This is a genomic window from Aquitalea sp. S1-19, assembly GCF_024343515.1.
Genome location: NZ_RJTZ01000014.1, coordinates 1 through 19,538 on the forward strand (window position 1 = coordinate 1; position 19,538 = coordinate 19,538).

The 19,538-nt window shown below is 58.8% G+C and carries 21 protein-coding genes; 5 read left to right on the forward strand and 16 right to left on the reverse strand.

What is annotated here, in order from left to right; translation table 11 throughout:
* Both EGI20_RS03650 and mpl read left to right on the forward strand, forming a co-directional pair.
* Positions 1-194, forward strand: a 194-nt coding sequence (locus EGI20_RS03650; protein ID WP_498629708.1) for an adenylosuccinate synthetase, incomplete at its 5' end; no start/stop codon positions are given.
* Between the two features lie 139 nt (positions 195-333).
* A complete protein-coding gene (gene mpl / locus EGI20_RS03655) occupies positions 334-1,704 on the forward strand; it encodes a UDP-N-acetylmuramate:L-alanyl-gamma-D-glutamyl-meso-diaminopimelate ligase (protein ID WP_498629710.1) in 1,371 nt (456 codons plus the stop codon).
* Positions 1,705-1,786: 82 nt separating this feature from the next.
* Here mpl and EGI20_RS03660 read toward each other — a convergent pair whose 3' ends face one another.
* The 6 genes from EGI20_RS03660 to EGI20_RS03685 all read right to left on the reverse strand — a co-directional run bounded on the left by EGI20_RS03660 (position 1,787) and on the right by EGI20_RS03685 (position 7,488).
* Positions 1,787-3,088, reverse strand: coding sequence for a serine/threonine transporter (locus EGI20_RS03660; protein ID WP_498629712.1), 1,302 nt, complete (start codon positions 3,086-3,088; stop codon positions 1,787-1,789).
* A 368-nt stretch (positions 3,089-3,456) separates the two neighbouring features.
* Positions 3,457-3,957 carry a hypothetical protein gene (locus tag EGI20_RS03665; protein WP_498629713.1) on the reverse strand — a complete coding sequence of 167 codons (501 nt, stop codon included), beginning with the start codon at positions 3,955-3,957 and terminating at the stop codon, positions 3,457-3,459.
* Positions 3,958-3,971: 14 nt separating this feature from the next.
* Positions 3,972-4,820 carry a phosphoserine phosphatase SerB gene (gene serB, locus EGI20_RS03670; RefSeq protein ID WP_498629715.1) on the reverse strand — a complete coding sequence of 283 codons (849 nt, stop codon included), beginning with the start codon at positions 4,818-4,820 and terminating at the stop codon, positions 3,972-3,974.
* Positions 4,821-4,941: 121 nt separating this feature from the next.
* Positions 4,942-5,625 carry a type 1 glutamine amidotransferase domain-containing protein gene (locus EGI20_RS03675; RefSeq protein ID WP_498629717.1) on the reverse strand — a complete coding sequence of 228 codons (684 nt, stop codon included), beginning with the start codon at positions 5,623-5,625 and terminating at the stop codon, positions 4,942-4,944.
* Positions 5,626-5,697: 72 nt separating this feature from the next.
* On the reverse strand, positions 5,698-6,792 hold the full coding sequence (gene nemA / locus EGI20_RS03680) for an N-ethylmaleimide reductase (RefSeq protein WP_498629718.1): 1,095 nt from the start codon (positions 6,790-6,792) through the stop codon (positions 5,698-5,700).
* A 93-nt stretch (positions 6,793-6,885) separates the two neighbouring features.
* Positions 6,886-7,488 (reverse strand): TetR/AcrR family transcriptional regulator, encoded by a 603-nt coding sequence (locus EGI20_RS03685; RefSeq protein ID WP_498629720.1) that lies wholly within the window; start codon positions 7,486-7,488, stop codon positions 6,886-6,888.
* Between the two features lie 157 nt (positions 7,489-7,645).
* On the opposite strand from EGI20_RS03685, the gene EGI20_RS03690 reads away from it, so the two are divergent.
* The gene (locus EGI20_RS03690) at positions 7,646-9,175 is read left to right on the forward strand and encodes a fumarate hydratase (protein WP_498629722.1); all 1,530 of its coding nucleotides are present in this window, start codon (positions 7,646-7,648) and stop codon (positions 9,173-9,175) included.
* A gap of 73 nt (positions 9,176-9,248) precedes the next feature.
* On the opposite strand, the gene udk is transcribed toward EGI20_RS03690, so the two are convergent.
* The 10 genes from udk to iscR all read right to left on the reverse strand — a co-directional run bounded on the left by udk (position 9,249) and on the right by iscR (position 16,241).
* Complete coding sequence (gene udk, locus EGI20_RS03695; protein WP_498629724.1) at positions 9,249-9,863, reverse strand: uridine kinase; 615 nt, start codon at positions 9,861-9,863, stop codon at positions 9,249-9,251.
* A gap of 72 nt (positions 9,864-9,935) precedes the next feature.
* Positions 9,936-10,574, reverse strand: a complete 639-nt coding sequence (locus EGI20_RS03700; protein WP_498629726.1) for a glutathione S-transferase family protein — start codon at positions 10,572-10,574, stop codon at positions 9,936-9,938.
* A 91-nt stretch (positions 10,575-10,665) separates the two neighbouring features.
* Positions 10,666-10,860: a Fe-S cluster assembly protein IscX gene (gene iscX, locus EGI20_RS03705; RefSeq protein WP_498629728.1), complete on the reverse strand. Its 195-nt coding sequence runs from the start codon at positions 10,858-10,860 to the stop codon at positions 10,666-10,668.
* 22 nt (positions 10,861-10,882) lie between these two features.
* A complete protein-coding gene (gene fdx, locus EGI20_RS03710; protein WP_124734105.1) occupies positions 10,883-11,224 on the reverse strand; it encodes an ISC system 2Fe-2S type ferredoxin in 342 nt (113 codons plus the stop codon).
* A 12-nt stretch (positions 11,225-11,236) separates the two neighbouring features.
* The gene (gene hscA / locus EGI20_RS03715; protein ID WP_498629730.1) at positions 11,237-13,096 is read right to left on the reverse strand and encodes a Fe-S protein assembly chaperone HscA; all 1,860 of its coding nucleotides are present in this window, start codon (positions 13,094-13,096) and stop codon (positions 11,237-11,239) included.
* Between the two features lie 42 nt (positions 13,097-13,138).
* Complete coding sequence (hscB, locus tag EGI20_RS03720; protein WP_498629732.1) at positions 13,139-13,672, reverse strand: Fe-S protein assembly co-chaperone HscB; 534 nt, start codon at positions 13,670-13,672, stop codon at positions 13,139-13,141.
* Between the two features lie 62 nt (positions 13,673-13,734).
* The gene (iscA, locus tag EGI20_RS03725; protein WP_498629734.1) at positions 13,735-14,058 is read right to left on the reverse strand and encodes an iron-sulfur cluster assembly protein IscA; all 324 of its coding nucleotides are present in this window, start codon (positions 14,056-14,058) and stop codon (positions 13,735-13,737) included.
* Between the two features lie 9 nt (positions 14,059-14,067).
* Complete coding sequence (gene iscU, locus EGI20_RS03730; protein ID WP_124734109.1) at positions 14,068-14,451, reverse strand: Fe-S cluster assembly scaffold IscU; 384 nt, start codon at positions 14,449-14,451, stop codon at positions 14,068-14,070.
* A 57-nt stretch (positions 14,452-14,508) separates the two neighbouring features.
* A complete protein-coding gene (locus EGI20_RS03735; RefSeq protein ID WP_498629736.1) occupies positions 14,509-15,726 on the reverse strand; it encodes an IscS subfamily cysteine desulfurase in 1,218 nt (405 codons plus the stop codon).
* 29 nt (positions 15,727-15,755) lie between these two features.
* Positions 15,756-16,241, reverse strand: coding sequence for a Fe-S cluster assembly transcriptional regulator IscR (gene iscR / locus EGI20_RS03740; protein WP_498629738.1), 486 nt, complete (start codon positions 16,239-16,241; stop codon positions 15,756-15,758).
* Positions 16,242-16,527: 286 nt separating this feature from the next.
* Between iscR and EGI20_RS03745 the strand changes: the two genes are divergently transcribed.
* Positions 16,528-17,649 carry a beta-ketoacyl-ACP synthase III gene (locus EGI20_RS03745; protein WP_498629740.1) on the forward strand — a complete coding sequence of 374 codons (1,122 nt, stop codon included), beginning with the start codon at positions 16,528-16,530 and terminating at the stop codon, positions 17,647-17,649.
* A 138-nt stretch (positions 17,650-17,787) separates the two neighbouring features.
* On the forward strand, positions 17,788-19,383 hold the full coding sequence (locus EGI20_RS03750) for an ABC transporter substrate-binding protein (RefSeq protein ID WP_498629741.1): 1,596 nt from the start codon (positions 17,788-17,790) through the stop codon (positions 19,381-19,383).
* The last annotated feature ends 155 nt before the right edge of the window (positions 19,384-19,538 follow it).

The following is a 19,538-nucleotide window of genomic DNA, read 5'->3' on the forward strand; positions in this document are numbered from 1 at the left end:
GCGAGCCTATCTATGAAGTGATGCCGGGTTGGAGCGAAACGACTTTCGGTACCAAAACCTGGGATAAGCTGCCGGCCAATGCTCAGGCTTACCTGACACGCATCGCCGAAGTGTGCGGCGCACCGGTTGCCATCGTGTCTACCGGTCCGGATCGCGAAGAAACCATCGTGCTGCAGCACCCTTACGGCCTGTAAGCGCTGTTCTGCCCCGATAAAAAGACCCGCCTGGCGGGTCTTTTTGCATTTCCAGCGACACCGTATGCTTGAGGGGGACGCGCTTCGTGCGTAAGCTTGCGTTTTTCGGCCTTATGGCCTTATCTACGCGACGTTTTCCATGCACATCCATATCCTAGGCATTTGTGGCACTTTTATGGGCGGTATTGCCGCCATCGCCAAGCAGGCGGGGCACCGCGTCACCGGTTGCGATACCCATGTTTACCCGCCGATGAGTACCCAGCTCGAAGCGATGGGCATCGAGCTTATCGAAGGCTTTGGCGCCGAGCAGATTGCGCTGGAGCCGGATATGTATGTGGTGGGCAATGTGGTGACGCGCGGCAAACCCTTGATGGAAGAGATCCTCGATCGCGGCCTGCCGTATATTTCCGGCCCGCAGTGGCTGGCCGAGCATGTCTTACAGGGACGCTGGGTGCTGGCGGTGGCCGGCACCCATGGCAAAACCACCACCAGTGCCATGCTGGCCTGGATACTGGAAGATGCCGGCCTGGCTCCGGGCTTTCTGATTGGCGGCATTCCTGAGAACTTCGGTATCTCGGCCCGCCTGCCGGGCTCGCCACAGCAGGATCCGGCCAGCGAAAGCCCGTTTTTCGTGATCGAGGCCGACGAATACGACACTGCTTTTTTCGACAAGCGCTCCAAGTTTGTCCACTACCGCCCGCGCACCGCCGTGCTGAACAATCTCGAGTTCGATCACGCCGATATTTTTGCCGATCTGCCGGCGATCGAGACCCAGTTTCATCACTTGGTGCGTACCGTGCCGTCCAAAGGACTGGTCGTGGCCAATGGCCGCGAGGCCGCGCTGGAGCGGGTGCTGGCGCGCGGTTGCTGGACGCCGGTCGAGCCTTTCGGTGTCGATGGCGGCTGGCAGGTGGGGGATGTCGCCGCTGACGGCAGCTTCGAGGTGTTGCTGGATGGCGTGCAGCAGGGCCGGGTAGGCTGGGGCCTGATGGGGGAGCACAACCGTCTGAATGCACTGGCCGCGATTGCCGCGGCACGCCATGCCGGCGTGACGGTCAAGCAGAGTATCGATGCCCTGTCCCGCTTTGTGAATGTGAAGCGGCGCATGGAGGTGAAAGGCGTGGCGAACGGGGTAACCGTGTACGACGACTTTGCCCATCACCCGACAGCGATTGCCACTACGGTCGCCGGTTTGCGCGCCAAGGTGGGCAATGCACGCATTCTGGCGGTGCTGGAGCCTCGCTCCAATACCATGAAACTCGGTGCGATGAAGGATGCGCTGGCAGGCTCGCTGGGTGATGCCGATTTGGTGTATTGCTATGGAGCCAATCTGGATTGGGACCCGGCACAGGCACTCGTGCCTCTGGGAGATGCTGCGGCCAGCTTTGATGATCTGGATGCCTTGCTTTGTGCCGTCGTGGCCGAAGCGCAGCCGGGTGACCAGATTCTGGTGATGAGTAATGGCGGCTTTGGCGGGATACACGGCAAGCTTTTGGCGGCACTCGCTTAAAGCGCGCTGCGTGATGTAAAAAAGGAGGCCCGTTCAACGGGCCTCCTTTTTTCATGTCAGCGCAGTGCTGATCATATGCAGCTTACTTGATGAAGTCGAACAGGATGGCGGTCATTGCCAGCAGACCCATTACGACGACAAACACATTGCTGATTGCACCGCGATGCTCTTTCATCGCCGGGATCTTGCTGATAGCGTACATCGGCATCAGGTACAGGATGGCCGCGATAATCGGGCCGCCCAGTGCTTCGATCATGCCCAGAATGCTAGGGTTGATCACGGCAACGGCCCAGATGGTCAGTACCATGAATACCTGGATGAAGCGGTTGATCTTCTTGGCGTCCGGGGTTTTGCCGCTGCTACGCATCTGTTTGACGATGATGCCGTTCATGCCTTCTGCCGCGCCCAGATAGTGGCCGAAGAAGGAGGAGACGATGGCAACGAAAGCAACCAGCGGGCCGAAGTAGGAGACAAAACCGCTATCGTGTACGTTGGCGAGGTAAGACAGGATAGGCAGGTTCTGCGCCTTGGCATCCGCCAGCTGGGCCGGGGTCAGCGACAATACGCAAGAGAATACGAACAGCATCACAAAGCCAACCAGCATGAAGGATGTGTTGCGCAGAATCTGGTCGGCCTTCTTGCGGGCATGTACACCGTATTCGCGGCGCTGGGCGACGGCAAACTGGGAAATGGCAGGCGAGTGGTTAAAGGCAAATACCAGAACCGGGATAGTCAGCCACACGGTGCCCAGGGCATCGACAGCCGACGGCATCACCATCAGGGCATCCATTTTCCAGTCAGGAATCAGATACAGCGACATAAAGGCCAGAATGCCGACCAGTGGATATACCAGGAACTGGGTCACTTTGAGCATCAGCTTTTCGCCGGCCAGCATCACCGACATCATGCCCATGATCAGCACGATGGACAGCCGCGCGCGCGGTGGCGATTCCATGCCCAGCTGGTTGACGATAAAGCTGTCCACGGTGTTGGTGATGCCGACGCCGTAGATCAAGACGATAGGGTAGATCGCGAAGAAGTAGAGCAGAGTGATGGCTTTACCCGCACCTACGCCGAAGTGTTCTTCGACGACTTCGGTGATGTCGCTGCCTTCTTTGGCCGACGAGCAGACGAAGCGCGACAGACCGCGGTGGGCGAGGAAGGTCATCGGGCCGATCAACAGTGCCATCAGTACCAGCGGCCAGAAACCGCCCATACCTGCGTTGATAGGCAGAAACAGAATGCCGGCGCCGACAGCGGTGCCGAACAGGCTGAGCATCCAGGTCGTATCGCGGCTATTCCAGGCCGGGAAAGCAGGCTGAGTGGCTTTGACATGCGAGCTGGACGGTTTGTTGTCCGGTGTGGCGACGGCTTCGTGAGTCATGTTTTAGTATCCGTAATGCGTAAATGGTTGTTGCTATTGTCTGGCGATAAAGCCTGCGCTGGATGTCAGAATTCATGCTGTACTGACATTAAACGCTGTTTGCCCGCCCCGCTTATTTAGGGTTTTTATGCCCGTAATCAGAATTGTTTATATTTGTTAAGATCATTTTATTATCATTTATTTATTAAGATCAATAAAAAATGAGCACTCGCAAACAATGCGCGGGTGCTCATTTTATGTATTTTGATTTTTATTTTGTTCGATTTATGACTTTGTTAGTTCGTTTGCGATTATTTACATGGTTTGCTGGTGTCTGCCTGGAAATTACAGTCGGAAGCTGGTTTGCATTGTTCGAAAGTGAATGCTTGTTAACGTCGGAAAATTTGTTCGCGGTGACGCCGAAAAATCCACTTTTCCCACAAAGGACGGGTGCTTTCGCTTAAGGCATCCTCGATTGAAGCCGTGACCGTATAGGTTTGTGGCCCTTGGTTCTGGCAGGCCAATACCGTGGCCGGCAGAAACAGGGTCAGAGCCGAGTCGGCATGCGGGCTTAACTCAAGCAGGAGAGTCTCGCCGGGGCTTTGCTCTTGACTGCTATGCCAGGCCAGGCTGTTCAGGCCCAGACGGCAGCCGTGCAAGGGGGCGCTTTCCGGGTAGCGGGACAGCAGGGCAACTTCCAGTGCCAGATCGAGCTTGGCCTCCAGTCGTTGCAGTTGCGGGTCGGCGCCGTCCGGGATGCCGGTTGGCGCGGCCAGCACCCGTAATGCCAGCCGCGTCTCGCGCGCAAGCTTGCTGCTGTAGTTTTGTGCCGGGCGCAGGAGCAGCGGCAGGTCGGCGTCGAAGGAGACAGTGTCGAGTTCGGGCAGCATACTGGTCTTTCTGGTTACAGGGCTTCAAACAGGCCGATGACCCCCTCCAGCCCGACATGGTTGATGGCAACGTCCGCCTGTGCCCGCACCACCGGTTTGGCGTCGAAGGCAATGCCCAGTCCGGCTTCGGCCAGCATCAACAGGTCGTTGGCCCCATCGCCCATCGCGATCACCTGTTCCGGACGCAGACCCAGTTCCTCGCGTTTGGCTATCAGCAACTGGCGTTTGGCGGCCGCATCCACAATCCCGCCCTTGATGCGCCCGGTCAGGCGGCCGTCGACAATTTCGAGCTCGTTGGCGTAAGCGTAGTCCAGCCCCAGTTCCGCCTTGAGGCGTTCGGTAAAGAAGGTAAAGCCGCCGGAGACCAGCATAAAGCGCACGCCGTGCGCACGACATGCTGCCAGCAGGGTTTCGGCACCGCGGCTAAGCCTCAGCCGTTCGCGATAGACGCGCTCCAGTGCAGCTTCCTCCAGTCCTTCAAGCAAGGCCACGCGCTGGGTCAGCGACTGGGCAAAGTCCAGTTCGCCCTGCATCGAGCGCTCGGTGATGGCGGCCACCTGCGGCTTGATGCCCAGCATGTCGGCGATTTCGTCGATGCACTCGATGGTGATCAGCGTCGAGTCCATGTCGGACACCAATAAGCCGAAATCGGAAAAGTGCAGTCCATCCTGCATGAGTGCGACATCGACCGCCAGTGTCTGTGCTGCGGCCATGAGCGCTGCGCGTGCGGTGGGGGTAGCAGGAGACAGGCGGGCGCAGGAGGTGGACAGGCGCTGGATATGGCTAGCACCGGCAAGGCCGGCCAACTGTTGCAAGGCCTGATCGTTGAGTTGGGGGGCCTGGACGATAAGGTGATAGGACATGGTGCTCACACGAGTAAGTTTGTGTGCGGATTATGCCATGTGTAAATCGGGAGCAGGATAAGGGCGTGCTGGAAAACTGCAAGAAGCGGCATCGGGTGTTGCCGATGCCGCTTTATCCGGCTTAGGCGTTAAGCAGACCTAGCAGTTTTATGGCGACAGCTTCAGAGGACGCCGGATTTTGCCCGGTGATCAGCTGGCCGTCCTGCTGGGTAAAGACGCCCCAGTCCGCGCCCTTGGCGTAGAGGCCGCCCGCGTCGATCAGCGCATCCTCCAGCAGGAAGGGCACGATATGGGTGAGGCCAACCGCGGCTTCTTCGCCATTGGTAAAGCCGGTCACGTGACGCCCGGCGACCAAGGGTGTGCCATCGCTTTTCTTGGCATGCAGCAGGACGGCCGGCGCATGGCAGACGGCAGCAATCGGTTTGCCCTGACACTCGAAGGCCTGCAGCAGCAGGATGGAGGCTTCGTTATTGGTCAGGTCCCACAGCGGGCCGTGACCGCCGGGGTAGAACACGGCATCGAAGTCTGCCGCTTCGATTTCCTTGAGGGTGAGGGTGTGCGCCAGTTTGTCCTGCAGCACAGTGTCGGCATTGAAACGCACGGTGGCCGGGGTCTGGAACTCGGGCAGGGCACTTTTTGGATCAATCGGCGGCTGCAGCCCCAGGGGGGATGCCAGCGTCACCTCTACGCCCGCATCGTGCAGCAGGTAATAGGGTGCGGCAAACTCTTCAATCCAGAAGCCGGTACGGTGGCCGGTGTCCCCCAGCTTGTCGTGGCTGGTCAGAACAAACAGAACGCGTTTCATCGTGCTCTCCTTCAAAGGGGGCGGTAGTGCATAGCTTGTGTGCGTAGTGTGACGCGTTGATGACGCGATCGCTTACAACGCAGGGTAGTCGGTATAGCCTTCGGTGCCTCCGCCGTAGAGCGTCGCCGGGTTCAGTGCATTCAGTTCTGCCCCTGCTTGCAGGCGTGCCGGCAGATCCGGGTTGGCGATAAAGCTGCGGCCAAAGGCGGCGGCATCTATGTAGCCTTTCTCCAGCAAGGCTTCAGCCTTGTCTGCAGTGTAGCCGCCGGCACCGATGATGCAGCCCGGATAGTGGGCGCGCAGCGTCTGGCGGAATGCTTCGCTGTAGGCCGGACCACCGGCCCAGTCCGGTTCGGAGATATGCAGATAGGCAAGCTTGCGTTTGGCCAGTTCGTCAGCCAGATAAATCGCCATGTCTTCCTGACCGACATCGGACAGGCCGTTGAACACGCCCAGCGGCGAAATACGGATACCTACGCGGTCGGCCGACCATTCAGCGATGACGGCGTCTACCACCTGCAGCAGCAAGCGCGCACGGTTTTCGATGCTGCCGCCGTACGCATCGGTGCGGGTATTGGCTTCAGGTGACAGAAACTGGTTGAGCAGATAGCCGTGGGCGCCATGGATCTCGACCAGGTCGAAGTCGGCGCGGCGCGCATTGTCGGTAGCGCGGCGGTAGTCTTCGATCAGGTCTTCGATTTCGGCGGCCTCCAGTGCGCGCGGCGTGGAGCAGGGCGCGCGCACCAGGTCTTTGTTTTCATCGCGGATATTGGTGTTGCTTTGGGCTGCAATCGCCGAAGGCGCCAGTGGCGCTTCACCATGCGGTTGCACGCTGGTGTGCGAAATGCGGCCGGTGTGCCATAGCTGGATGGCCATCAGGCCGCCGGCTTGGTGGACGGCCTGATTGATATCGCGCCAGGCGGCAACCTGCGCTTCGCTATAGATGCCGGGTGCGCCGGCATAGCCTTTGGCGGTCGGGGAAATATGGGTGCCTTCGTTGATAATCAGGCCGGCGCTGGCGCGCTGCACATAATAGTCGCGGGCCAGGTCGGTTGGCAGGTCGCCCGGCTCGGTATTGCGCAGACGGGTCAGCGGTGCCATCAGCACGCGGTTTTTCAGGGTGACAGCACCCATGGTCAGCGGGGTGAACAGTTTGTCGAGTTGCATGCTTTCTTCCTTGATTAGACCGGTCGGCTAGTTGTTGTGTATGCCAGTACATCAAAAGACGGCTGGCAGTTTGGTTTAAGGGGGGTGGATCAGTTAAGGCTCAGCTTGCAAGCGTTGTGCTGTTTCGGTCAGCAGGCGGCGTAGTGGCGTGCTGTCGCGTGCAACCTTGCTTAGCAAGGCCATGCCCAGCCAGTTGGCGTAGAGCGATTCGGCCAGTACCCCCGGCTGGGGGTGCGGCGCCAGCGATCCTTCCGCGATGCCTGCCTGGATGGCGCTAGCCAGACGGGCCATGACCTGATCCATGCCGCGCTTGAGCACTTCACGCATAGGCTCGGACAGATCGGAGACTTCGGCCGACAGCTTGACCGCCAGACAGGTATTGCTGTGATCGTGGCACTCGGCGCGCTCGACCCAGCGTGCAAAATAGGCCAGCAGGCGTTCGCGCTGGTTGCCGGGCGCGTTTTCACCCAGACCAAGCTGCAAGGCGGTGTCGTAATCGGCGAAGTAGCGGCTGAGCAGGGCGACACCGAAGTCTTCTTTCGACTTGAAATAGTGGTAGAACGAGCCCTTGGGGACGCCGGCCTCGCGCAGCAGTTCGGCCAAGCCCAGCGCGGTAAAGCCGCGGTGCTGGATCAGCATCTCGCCGGTATCAAGGATATGGGCCTGGGTGTCAGGGTAGAGCGGGTGTCTGGACATGGAACGCATCTTATTAGACCGGTCGTCTAATTGCAAGTGCCATAATCAGGCGTGACGTATATCGTATGGGCATTCTACAATAGCGGCCAATGACGAAACAGGCCGCGCCCTGCTGCTGAGGGGTAACGGCCTGAAGCCCAAACCATGGAGAAACCCGATGCGCCCTATCCGTCAGGATGATTTTATCCAGAGCATTGCCGACGCTTTCCAGTACATCTCGTATTACCACCCCAAGGACTTTATCGACGCACTGTACGCAGCCTATCTGGCGGAAGAAAGCCCGGCTGCCAAGGATGCGATGGCACAGATTCTGGTCAATAGCCGCATGTGCGCCGAAGGCCATCGCCCTATCTGTCAGGATACCGGTATCGCCGTGGTCTTTCTCAAGGTCGGGATGAATGTGCGCTGGGATGCGACATTGTCGGTGCAGGAGATGGTGAACGAGGGTGTGCGCCGTGCCTACCTCAACCCGGACAACAAGCTGCGTGCTTCGGTGCTGCTAGACCCGGCCGGCACACGTACTAACAGCAAGGATAATACCCCGGCGGTGGTGCACTACGAGATTGTCGAGGGCGATCACGTCGAGGTGATCTGCGCGGCCAAGGGTGGCGGCTCGGAGAACAAGTCCAAGTTTGTCGCGCTCAACCCGTCGGATTCGCTGGTCGACTGGGTGCTCAAGACCATTCCGACCATGGGCGCCGGCTGGTGTCCGCCGGGCATCCTCGGCATCGGTATCGGCGGTACGCCGGAAAAATCGATGCTGCTGGCCAAGGAAAGCCTGATGGGGCCGGTGGATATCCATCTGGTCAAGGAAAAAGCCGCACGCGGCGAGACGCTGACCCGCGTCGAAGAGCTGCGTCTGGAGTTGCTGGAAAAGATCAACGCGCTGGGTATCGGCGCACAGGGTCTGGGCGGGCTGACTACGGTGCTGGACGTCAAGATCATGGATTATCCGACCCATGCAGCCTCGTTGCCGGTGGCGATGATCCCCAACTGCGCCGCCACGCGCCATGTGCATTTCCATCTGGACGGCACGGGCCCGGCGCAACTGGAAGCCCCCAAGCTGGAAGACTGGCCGCAGATCGAGTACGGCACTGCCGGTGGCCGTCGCGTCAATCTGGACACCGTCACCCGCGAGGAGGTGGCGAGCTGGAAGCCGGGCGAGGTGCTGCTTCTGAACGGCAAGATGCTGACCGGCCGCGACGCCGCGCACAAGCGCATCGTCGATATGCTCAACAAGGGCGAGCAACTGCCGGTGGATCTGGCCGGGCGCTTTATTTACTACGTCGGCCCGGTCGATCCGGTCGGCGACGAAGTGGTCGGCCCGGCTGGCCCGACTACCGCCACGCGCATGGACAAGTTCACCGAACAGGTGCTGGCCGAGACCGGCCTGCTGGGGATGATAGGCAAGGCCGAGCGCGGCCCGGCGGCCATCGACGCGATCAAGAAGCACCAGTCGGTGTACCTGATGGCAGTTGGCGGCTCGGCTTATCTGGTGTCCAAGGCGATCAAGGGCTCGCGTGTGGTCGGTTTTGCCGATCTGGGCATGGAGGCGATTTACGAGTTCGAGGTGAAAGACATGCCGGTGACGGTGGCGGTCGACAGTCAGGGCTCGGCGGTCCACCAGAGCGGCCCGGCCGAATGGCGGGTCAAGATCGGCAACAAGATTCCGGTCAAGACAGCCTGATTCATGTGTGAAATAGAAAAAGCCGGAATTCGTTCCGGCTTTTTTTATGTGGTGTCGTACCAAAGGCTGACCGTTATTTCAACAGATTGCCTACCCGTGCGGTAATCAAATCGACTGCCGGATCGTTGACGCCATGCGGCAGAATGACGTCGGCGAAGCGTTTGGTTGGCTCGACAAACTGGTTGTGCATTGGACGAACCGTGCCCAGATATTGTTCGATCACACTGGCCATGGTGCGGCCACGCTCGGCAATATCGCGCTGCAGGCGGCGGATAAAACGCACATCGCCATCGGTGTCGACAAAGATCTTCAGCGACATCAGATCGCGCAGTGCCGCGTCATACAGCGCGAAAATGCCTTCGATCACGATGACCGGAGCGCTGACCACGGTTTCGGTCTGCGGGGCGCGGGTGTGGTTGGCAAAGTCGTAGATCGGCATTTCGATTGGCACGCCGTTTTTCAGCGCATCGATGTGTTCGATCAACAGCGGCCAGTCAAAGGCGTGTGGATGGTCGTAGTTGGTGTGCAGGCGCTGTTCCATCGTCAGATGGCTCTGGTCGCGGTAGTAGTTGTCCTGAATGATGACGGCTGCCTTGTCGCTGCCTATCGTTTCAACGACTTTGCGGGTGACGGTGGTCTTGCCGCTACCGCTGCCACCGGCCACGCTGATGATAAAGGGTGTACTCATAGTGCTGCTCCCGAATAAGCACGACAGTTTAGCAAACTCTAATAAATAGCGCGCCATCACCTTGCGGAAAAATCAACTCTCCTTGCCATCCTGTTCGGCTCTGGCTTCTGCTACCCATTGCTGCATGGCCGGTAGTGCCAGTATATGGTCGGCGTAAGCCTGGGCCAGTGGCGGCAGGCTTACGCCATAGCTGGCAAAACGCAGCGCCACCGGTGCATACATGGCGTCGGCGATGGTAAAGCCACCAAACAGGAAGGGGCCGCCATCCTGATGGTCATGGCGTAGCGATTGCCAGATTTCACTGATGCGCTCGATATCAGCTTGCGTTGCTTCATCAAAGCTCAGACCGCTATATTGCGCGACCACATTCAGCGGCAGGTTCTGGCGCAGCGCGCTAAAGCCCGAGTGCATTTCGGCGGTAATGGCGCGCGCAGTCGCGCGGTCGGTGGCTTCGCGCGGCCATAGGCCGGCAGCAGGAAAACATTCGGCCAGATATTCGCAAATGGCCAGCGAATCCCAGATGCACAGCTGATGGTCGAGCAGGGCCGGCACCTTGCCGCTGGGACTGAACTTCAGGATACGTGCATGTGTATCCGGCTGGTACAGGCGTAGCGGAATTTCTTCGAACGGTTCTGCCAGCATTTTGAGCACCAGCCACGGACGCAGTGACCAGGAAGAAAAATTCTTGTCGGCGATAACCAGTCTGAACATGGTGGAGACTCCGGTGGGCAAATAATGCATTCTAGATGAAAAAACACCCCGTGCAGGACGGGGTGTCAATCAAATTTGCTTGCGGCAGGCCTTACTCGGCCTCGTCTATCCAGGCTTGCTGAATCGCTTCCAGTACTTTTTCGCCGCCACGGCTGTGGTCGTCGTCAAAGCCGGGCAGGGCGACCACCCAGTTGTGCAAGTCGGTAAAGCGCAGGGTTTTCGGGTCGACATCGGGGTGCGTGTCGTACAGTTCGGCGGCAATGTCGTGAATATCAGACCATTTCATGGCGCTCTCCAGTGTCGTGGGCTCAGTGGTGTTCGCGGGCGTGGTTGATGGTGTAACGCGGGATCTCGACCACCAGATCCTGTCCGTCGACCAGTGCCTGGCAGGACAGGCGCGACTGCGCTTCCAGTCCCCAGGCCTTGTCCAGCATATCTTCTTCCAGCTCGTCTGCTTCGTTCAGCGATTCGCCGCCTTCGCGCACGATGACATGGCAGGTGGTGCAGGCGCATGATTTTTCGCAGGCGTGCTCGATTTCGATATCGTGGGCCAATAGGGCATCGCAGATGCTGGTGCCGTTGGCAACATCGTCGAGTACGGCACCATCCGGGCACAGGTCGGCGTTGGGGAGCACGATAATACGGGGCATGACGGTCAGTCCTTAGAGTTCTGCAATATTGTGGCCTTTAAGCGCGCGACGGATATTGCGATCCATGCGGCGTGAGGCAAAGGTATCGGTCGCGTGGTTTAGCGCGGCGGTGGCTTCGTTGATGGCGCGGGTATGGCCAAGAGCAATCGCGCCCTCTACCGCATCCAGGCAAGTATCGACCTGTGCGCGTTCTGTGTTGTCCAGCAGATCGCCATCGCTTTCTAGTGCGGTGCGGGTGACATCCATCAGGCTTTGGGCATCGACGATGGCTTCGCGCAGTTTGCGCGCCTGGATATCATCCTGCACATGGTCCATGGACTCGGTCAGCATACGGCTGATGTCGTCATCCGACAGGCCGTAAGAGGGCTTGATGGTGATGCTGGCTTCAACGCCTGAGGTCAGTTCGCGGGCGAATACCGACAGCAGGCCATCGGCGTCGATCTGGAAGCTGATGCGGATGCGCGCCGCACCGGCCACCATGGGTGGAATGCCGGTCAGCACAAAGCGCCCCAGCGAGCGGCAATCTGCCACCAGTTCGCGCTCGCCCTGCAGCACATGAATGCTCATGGCTGTCTGGCCGTCCTTGAAGGTGGTGAACTCCTGTGCGCGCGCCACCGGCAAGGTGGTGTTGCGCGGGATGATCTTCTCGGTCAGTCCGCCCATGGTTTCGATGCCGAGCGACAGCGGGTTCACGTCCAGCAGCAGCCAGTCGTCGCCGGCCTTGTTACCGGCGAGCACATTGGCCTGAATGGCCGCACCAAGCGCGACCACCTTGTCCGGGTCGAGGTTGGTCAGCGGTGGCTGGCCGAAGAACTGGCCGACGGCCTGCTGGATGGCCGGCATGCGTGTGGCGCCGCCGACCATGACTACGCCTGCAATATCGGCCGCTGCGATGCGTGCGTCCCGCAGCGCCTTGCGCATGGGTAGCAGTGTCTTGTCGATCAGGGTACGGGTGATGTTGTGAAAGGTGTCCTGTGCCAGCACAAGATCCAGCGCCTGGCCATCGGACAGGATGGCGGTAATGCGGGCATCGCTGTGTTCGCTCAGGTGCTCCTTGGCTTCGCGTGCGCGGGTCAGCAGCAAGCGGGTGTCCTGGGGATTCAGGCCGGACAGGCCGGCTTCGGCCAGTATCCAGCAATAGATGCGGTGGTCGAAGTCGTCCCCGCCCAAGGCGGCATCGCCGCTGGTGGACAGGACTTCGAATACGCCACGGGTCAGCTTGAGAATGGACACGTCCAGCGTGCCGCCGCCCAAGTCATAGACGGCGTATGTGCCTTCGGAAGCGTTGTCCAGACCATAGGCGATAGCGGCGGCAGTAGGTTCGTTCAGCAGGCGCAAGACATGAAGACCCGCCAGACGCGCGGCGTCCTTGGTGGCCTGACGTTGCGCATCATCGAAATAAGCCGGGACAGTGATGACGGCCCCGGTCAGCTCGCCTCCCAGGCTGGCTTCTGCGCGCAGACGCAGGGTCTTGAGAATTTCGGCCGACACTTCGACCGGGCTTTTGGCGCCGCTATGGGTCTGGATCTGTAACATGCCCGGCGTATCGATAAAGCGGTAGGGCAGGGACGCCGCTTCGGCGATATCGGACAGGCTGCGTCCCATAAAGCGTTTGGTCGAGACACTGGTGTTATGCGGGTCGCGGCTTTGTTCGGCTTGTGCATCGATGCCGACCACGCTCTGTCCATCGCTCAGGTAGCGCACGACCGAGGGCAGCAGGCTGCGGCCGTGGGCATCGGGCAGGACGGTCGCCGTGCCGCTACGCACGGTGGCGACCAGAGAGTTGGTGGTGCCAAGGTCGATGCCGACGGCGAGGCGATGCTGATGAGGTGCTGCTGACAGGCCGGGTTCGGCTATTTGCAATAGGGCCATGGCGTCTTCGGGTCTTTGTCGTGCGAGCGTAAACCCGCGTTTCTAGTACAGCAGCGCTTCGATGGCGTCGCCGGTGTCCTGCTCGATTTTTTCCAGGAAGCGCAATTTTCGCACTAAAACCGCTGCGCCTTCCAGATCGTGTTCGTTGTCTATGCCTTGCGTCAGTGCCGTTTCCAGTTCGCGCATATCGCTCTGGATCTCGCGCGACAGCTTTTCCAGTGCCTCGATATCGCTATCAGCCTTGGCGTCGGCCAGTGCCTCGTGCCATTCCATCTGCAACATCAGAAAGTCGGCAGGCATGCTGGTGTTGGTTTCTTCCTGCGTGTCCACGCCGGCGAGTGACAACAGATAGCGTGCGCGTGAAATGGGTTTTTTCAGCGTCTGATAGGCTTCATTGACACGGGTCGCCACCATCAGTGCGCGGCGGCGTTCCGCGTCCGGCGCGCTGGCAAAGCGGTCCGGGTGCACTTCTGCGGCGATGGCACGCCAGTTGCGCTCAAGCAAGGCCAGATCCAGCGCGAAGCGCTGTGGCAGGGCAAACAGCGCAAAGTAGTCCTGGGTAAAGTCGGAATTCATGGCAGTCCTGCAGGGGCGCAGGCCCCCTTTATGCGTGTATCCGGCCGTAGCCGGACTCACTGTCAGACATTAAAGCTTTCGCCGCAGCCGCACTCGTTCTTGACGTTGGGGTTGTTGAACTTGAAGCCTTCGTTCAGCCCTTCCTTGGCAAAATCAAGCTCGGTGCCGTCCAGATAGGCCAGGCTTTTGGCGTCGGTAAACACGGTTACGCCATCGCTATCGAAGGTAATGTCGTCTTCAGCTGGTACATCGACAAATTCGAGTTTGTAAGCCATGCCCGAGCAGCCGGAGGTCTTGACACCCAGACGGATGCCCAGACCCTTGCCGCGTTTGGCCATGAAGTTGCGGATATGATCGGCAGCGGCTTGAGTCAGGGTGATCGCCATGATGCCTCCTTATTGACCGTGTTTTTGCTTGTAGTCGCTGACGGCTGCCTTGATGGCGTCCTCGGCGAGTATCGAGCAGTGGATCTTGACCGGTGGCAGGGCCAGTTCTTCGGCGATTTCGGTATTCTTGATGGCCATTGCCTGATCCAGCGTCTTGCCCTTGACCCATTCGGTCACGAGGGAGGACGAGGCAATGGCCGAGCCGCAGCCATAGGTCTTGAATTTTGCGTCTTCGATCACGCCATCGGCGCCGACCTTGATCTGCAGCTTCATCACGTCGCCGCAAGCCGGAGCGCCGACCATGCCGGTGCCTACCGTGTCATCGCCTTTTTCAAAGGCGCCGACATTGCGCGGGTTTTCATAGTGGTCGAGGACTTTTTCGCTATAAGCCATGGTATTTCTCCTTGTTGCCGGTTCGGGCCGACGCTTGCCGGCCCGGGGCCTTCGATATCAGTGTGCCGCCCACTGGACGGTATTCAGGTCTACCCCGTCCTTGAACATTTCCCACAGCGGGGACAATTCGCGCAGTTTGCCGATTTTCTCTTTGAGCAGCTTGATTGCGTAGTCGATTTCTTCTTCGGTGGTAAAGCGGCCGATGGTGAAGCGGATGGAACTGTGTGCCATCTCGTCATTGCGTCCCAGTGCACGCAGCACATAGGATGGCTCCAGCGAAGCCGAGGTGCAGGCCGAACCGGAGGATACGGCCAGATCCTTGATCGCCATGATCAGGCTTTCGCCTTCGACAAAATTGAAGCTGACATTGAGGTTGTGCGGCACGCGCTGCTCGACGTCGCCATTGATATACACCTCTTCCATATCCTGAATGCCATGCCACAGGCGGTCGCGCAGCATGCGGATGCGTTCGTTTTCGGCGTGCATGTCCATGCGGGCAATACGGAAAGCCTCGCCCATGCCGGCGATCTGATGTGTGGCCAGCGTACCGGAGCGGAAACCGCGCTCATGACCACCACCGTGCATCTGCGCTTCCAGACGGACGCGCGGCTTGCGCCGGATATACAATGCGCCTATGCCTTTCGGGCCGTAGGTTTTGTGGGCCGAGAAGCTCATCAGATCGACCTTGAGCTTGTCCAGATCGATATCGACCTTGCCGGTGGCTTGCGCCGCATCGACATGGAACAGGATGCCTTTTTCACGGCACAACTCACCAATGGCGGGGATGTCCTGAATCACACCGATTTCGTTGTTGACGAACATGACCGACACCAAAATGGTGTCCGGACGGATCGCAGCCTTGAGCGCTTCCAGATCGATCAGGCCGTTTTCCAGTACATTGAGGTAAGTGACCTCGAAGCCCTGACGCTCCAGTTCGCGCATGGTGTCGAGGATGGCCTTGTGCTCGGTCTTGACCGTAATCAGGTGTTTGCCCTTGGTCTTGTAAAACTGGGCCGCGCCCTTGAGGGCCAGATTGTTGGACTCGGTTGCGCCCGAGGTCCAGACGATTTCCTTGGCGTCACAACCCACCAGCTTGGCCACTTCGACGCGCGCGTTCTCTACCGCGGCTTCGGCATCCCAGCCAAAAGGATGGCTGCGCGAAGCGGGGTTGCCGAATTTTTCGGTCAGGTAGGGAATCATCACCTCGGCCACACGCGGGTCAATCGGCGTGGTGGCAGAGTAGTCGAGGTAAATGGGAAGCTTGAGCTGGCTCATGTTTGAATTCTCCGAATGGGTGCCGGCGCTTAAAAGGCGCTGGGTGTGGCCTCGGCATGCGCCCTGTGCTTTGGCGACTCGCGTTGGTCCTGCATTACATTGACTTCCTTGGCGCGCTGCTTGTCGACCAGACTGCCCAGGCTGATTTTGGACAGATAGTCGTACAAGGTGGCGTTCAGTTCGGTCCATAAATCGTGCGTCATGCAGCGCTGGCTGCCACGACAATTTTCCTTGCCGCCACACTGGGTGGCATCGACCGGTTCATCCACTGCCGCGATGATTTGGGAAACCGAAATCGTCTCAGCCTCACGCGCCAGTGTGTAGCCTCCGCCCGGTCCGCGCGTGCTTTCAACCAGCTCCGAGCGTCTGAGCTTGCCGAACAATTGTTCCAGATACGACAGGGAAATGCCTTGGCGCTCGCTGATGCCGGCCAGCGTGACCGGCCCGCCGGCTTCGCGCATGGCGAGGTCGAGCATGGCGGTGACGGCGAAGCGTCCTTTGGTAGTCAGGCGCATGGTGTAGTGTTCTCCCTGTCTTTGCTGCTTTTATATTGTTTCGCAATCCGTAGCGGATTATGTCTATACCTGAGTGTTTTGGTCAAGTATTGGTTGCGAAATTTTTTATGCTTGCTGTATAAGGCAGGAGAGACTGGAGAGCCGATAATTTTACTAGGAATTATGCTGTTCCGGGAGGGTTTTATTGCTGTTTATTGCAAGGCGTGGTGTATTATCAGCCAGATAATACTTGTGTATAACATTGATAAAAGGCGGGTGTTGTTGTGCCGGCCATGGAGCTTCTTGCATGAACAAGGTTGTGATCAGCGGGACCGGTCTGTTTACTCCGCCCAATGCCGTCAGTAATGAGCAGCTAGTGGCCGCATTCAATAGCTATGTACAGGCCTTCAACGCAGAAAATCAGGCTGCAATTGCCGAAGGTCGCGTGGCTGCGCTGGCTGAGTCTAGCGCCGAGTTCATTATCAAGGCTTCCGGCATTCACCAGCGCTACCTGATGGATGCAAACGGGGTGCTCGATCCCCAGCGTATGACGCCCCATTTACCCGAGCGCAGCAATGACGAGGTGTCTGTCCAGGCCGAGATGGCGGTGGCTGCCGCGCGCGAGGCGCTGGCGAATGCAGGCAAAACGGCCGCCGATATCGATATGGTGATAGTGGCCTGTTCCAATATGCAGCGCGCTTACCCGGCCATGGCTATCGAGGTGCAGCAGGCTTTGGGGATAGCCGGCTACGGCTACGACATGAATGTGGCCTGCTCGTCGGCGACTTTCGGCATTCAGGCCGCAGTCAATGCCATCGCAACCGGCTCTGCGCGCGCCGTATTGATGGTGAACCCGGAAATCTGTTCGGCCCACCTGAATTTCCGCGATCGTGACAGCCATTTCATCTTTGGTGATGCTGCGACGGCCGTGGTGCTGGAGCGTGCAGATCTGGCCACTTCGGCCCAGCGCTTCGAAATTCTGGGCTGCAAGCTGGCGACCCAGTTCTCCAACAATATCCGCAATAACGCGGGTTTCCTCAATCGCTGCGACGAGGCCGGCATTGGTGCGCCGGACAAGCTGTTTGTGCAGCAGGGGCGCAAGGTGTTCAAGGAAGTGTGCCCTATGGTGGGCGAGCATATCGTGTCCCATCTGGCCAGCCTTGCTATCGCGCCGGAATCGGTACGCCGTTTCTGGCTGCATCAGGCCAATCTGGCGATGAACCAGCTGATTTCACGCCGCGTGCTGGGGCGCGAGGCCACGCTGGACGAGGCGCCGGTGATTCTGGACCGCTATGCCAACACCAGTTCGGCCGGTTCGGTGATCGCTTTTCATCTTTACAACGCCGATATGGCCGCGGGCGAGATTGGCGTGCTGTCTTCCTTTGGCGCCGGTTACTCGGTCGGTAGTGTGGTACTGCGTAAAATCTGACGCAACCAAGGGTATACAAAATACATTTAATGTGAAGTATTTTGTTGCAAATGACATGATTGTTGCTTAGTGTTCTTCTCTATGTGCCCGGCGTGTGCGCCGGGTACTTTCCATACACGGGAATCATGAGGAGAAACCATGAAGACAATGACACGTGTTTTGCTCGCCGCCGGCCTGATCGCCGGCGCCCAGTTGGCCCATGCTGCTGGTGGCACGCTGATCTACTGCTCCGAAGCCAGTCCTGAAGGCTTCGACAATGCCCAATATACCGGCGGCAACAGCTTCGATGCTTCCGGTCATCCGCTTTACAACCGTCTGGTCGAATTCGAACAGGGCTCGACCAAGCTGCAGCCGGGTCTGGCCGAAAGTTGGACCGTCTCGCCTGATGGCAAGGTCTACACCTTCAAGCTCAGAAAAGGCGTCAAGTTCCACACCACCGAGAACTTCAAGCCAACGCGCGACTTTAACGCCGACGATGTGGTGCTGAGTTTCGACCGCATGGTCAACAAGAACAACGCCTTCCGTAAAGCCTATCCGGTCGAGTTCCCGTATGCTTCCGACACTGGCCTAGACGCCAATATCGTCTCGGTCGAGAAGGTAGACCCGACAACGGTGCGCTTCACGCTGAAAGAGCCGGATGCCGATCTGCTGGCCAAGATCGCCATGCCGTTTGCGTCGGTACTGTCGGCAGAGTATGTGGGCCAGCTGATGGCGGCGGGCAAGGCTGGCGACATCAACCAGAAGCCGGTCGGTACCGGTCCTTTCGTGCTTAAGCGTTACCAGAAAGACGCGCAGATCCGCTACGCCGCCAATAAGGACTACTGGAAGAAGGGCGCGGTCAAAGTCGACAATCTGGTGTATGCCATCACGACCGACCCGTCGGTGCGCTACCAGAAGATGAAGGCCGGCGAGTGCCAGATCATGTCCTACCCCAAGCCGACCGATCTGGCCGGCATGAAGGCGGATCCCAAGCTCAAAATGACGACTTCGCAGGGCTTCAATATCGGCTATCTGTCGTACAACGTCGAAAAGCCGCAGCTGAAGAATCCGGCAGTGCGCAAAGCGCTGGATATGGCGATCAACCGCAAGGCGATTATCGATGCGGTATACCAAGGCCAGGGCATTGAAGCATCCAATCCGATTCCGCCTACCCTGTGGTCGTATAACAAGTCGCTGAAAAATCCTGCATTTGATCCGGCCAAGGCCAAGGCGGCACTGGCCAAGGCCGGCTACCCTAACGGCTTCGAGATCACCTTGTGGGCGATGCCGGTACAGCGCCCGTACAACCCGAACGCCAAGCTGATGGCCGAGATGATCCAGGCTGACTGGGCCAAGATTGGCGTCAAAGCCAAGATCCAGAGCTACGAGTGGGGCGAATACCTCAAGCGTATGAAAAATGGCGAGCACGACACCGGCCTGATCGGCTGGACCGGTGACTATGCCTCGCCGGACAACGTCCTTGGCGTGTTGTTGACTTGCGAAGCGGTTGGCGGCTCCAACTACGCACGTTATTGCAGCAAGGAGTTCGACCAGTTGGTACTGGCGGCGCGCAAGTCGACCAATCTGGCTGAGCGCACCAAGCTGTATGCCAAGGCGCAGGAAGTGTTCAAGCGCGATATGCCATGGTCGACCATCGCCCATTCGACCGTCAACCAGCCGATGCGCAAGGAGGTGAACGGCTTCAAGATCAGCCCGTTCGGTGACTACACCTTCCAGAACGTCAGCGTGAAATAAGCCTGGCTCCAGGGTGTAAGCGCCCTTGAGTTGCCCAGCCCCCTGCATGATTTGCCGGGGGCTGTTTTTTTATGGATCAACAATCATTCGCAATGAATATGCTGATAATAATCAAGTGCTTATTTTTAATGGCATTAAATTGCTTGTTTTTAATT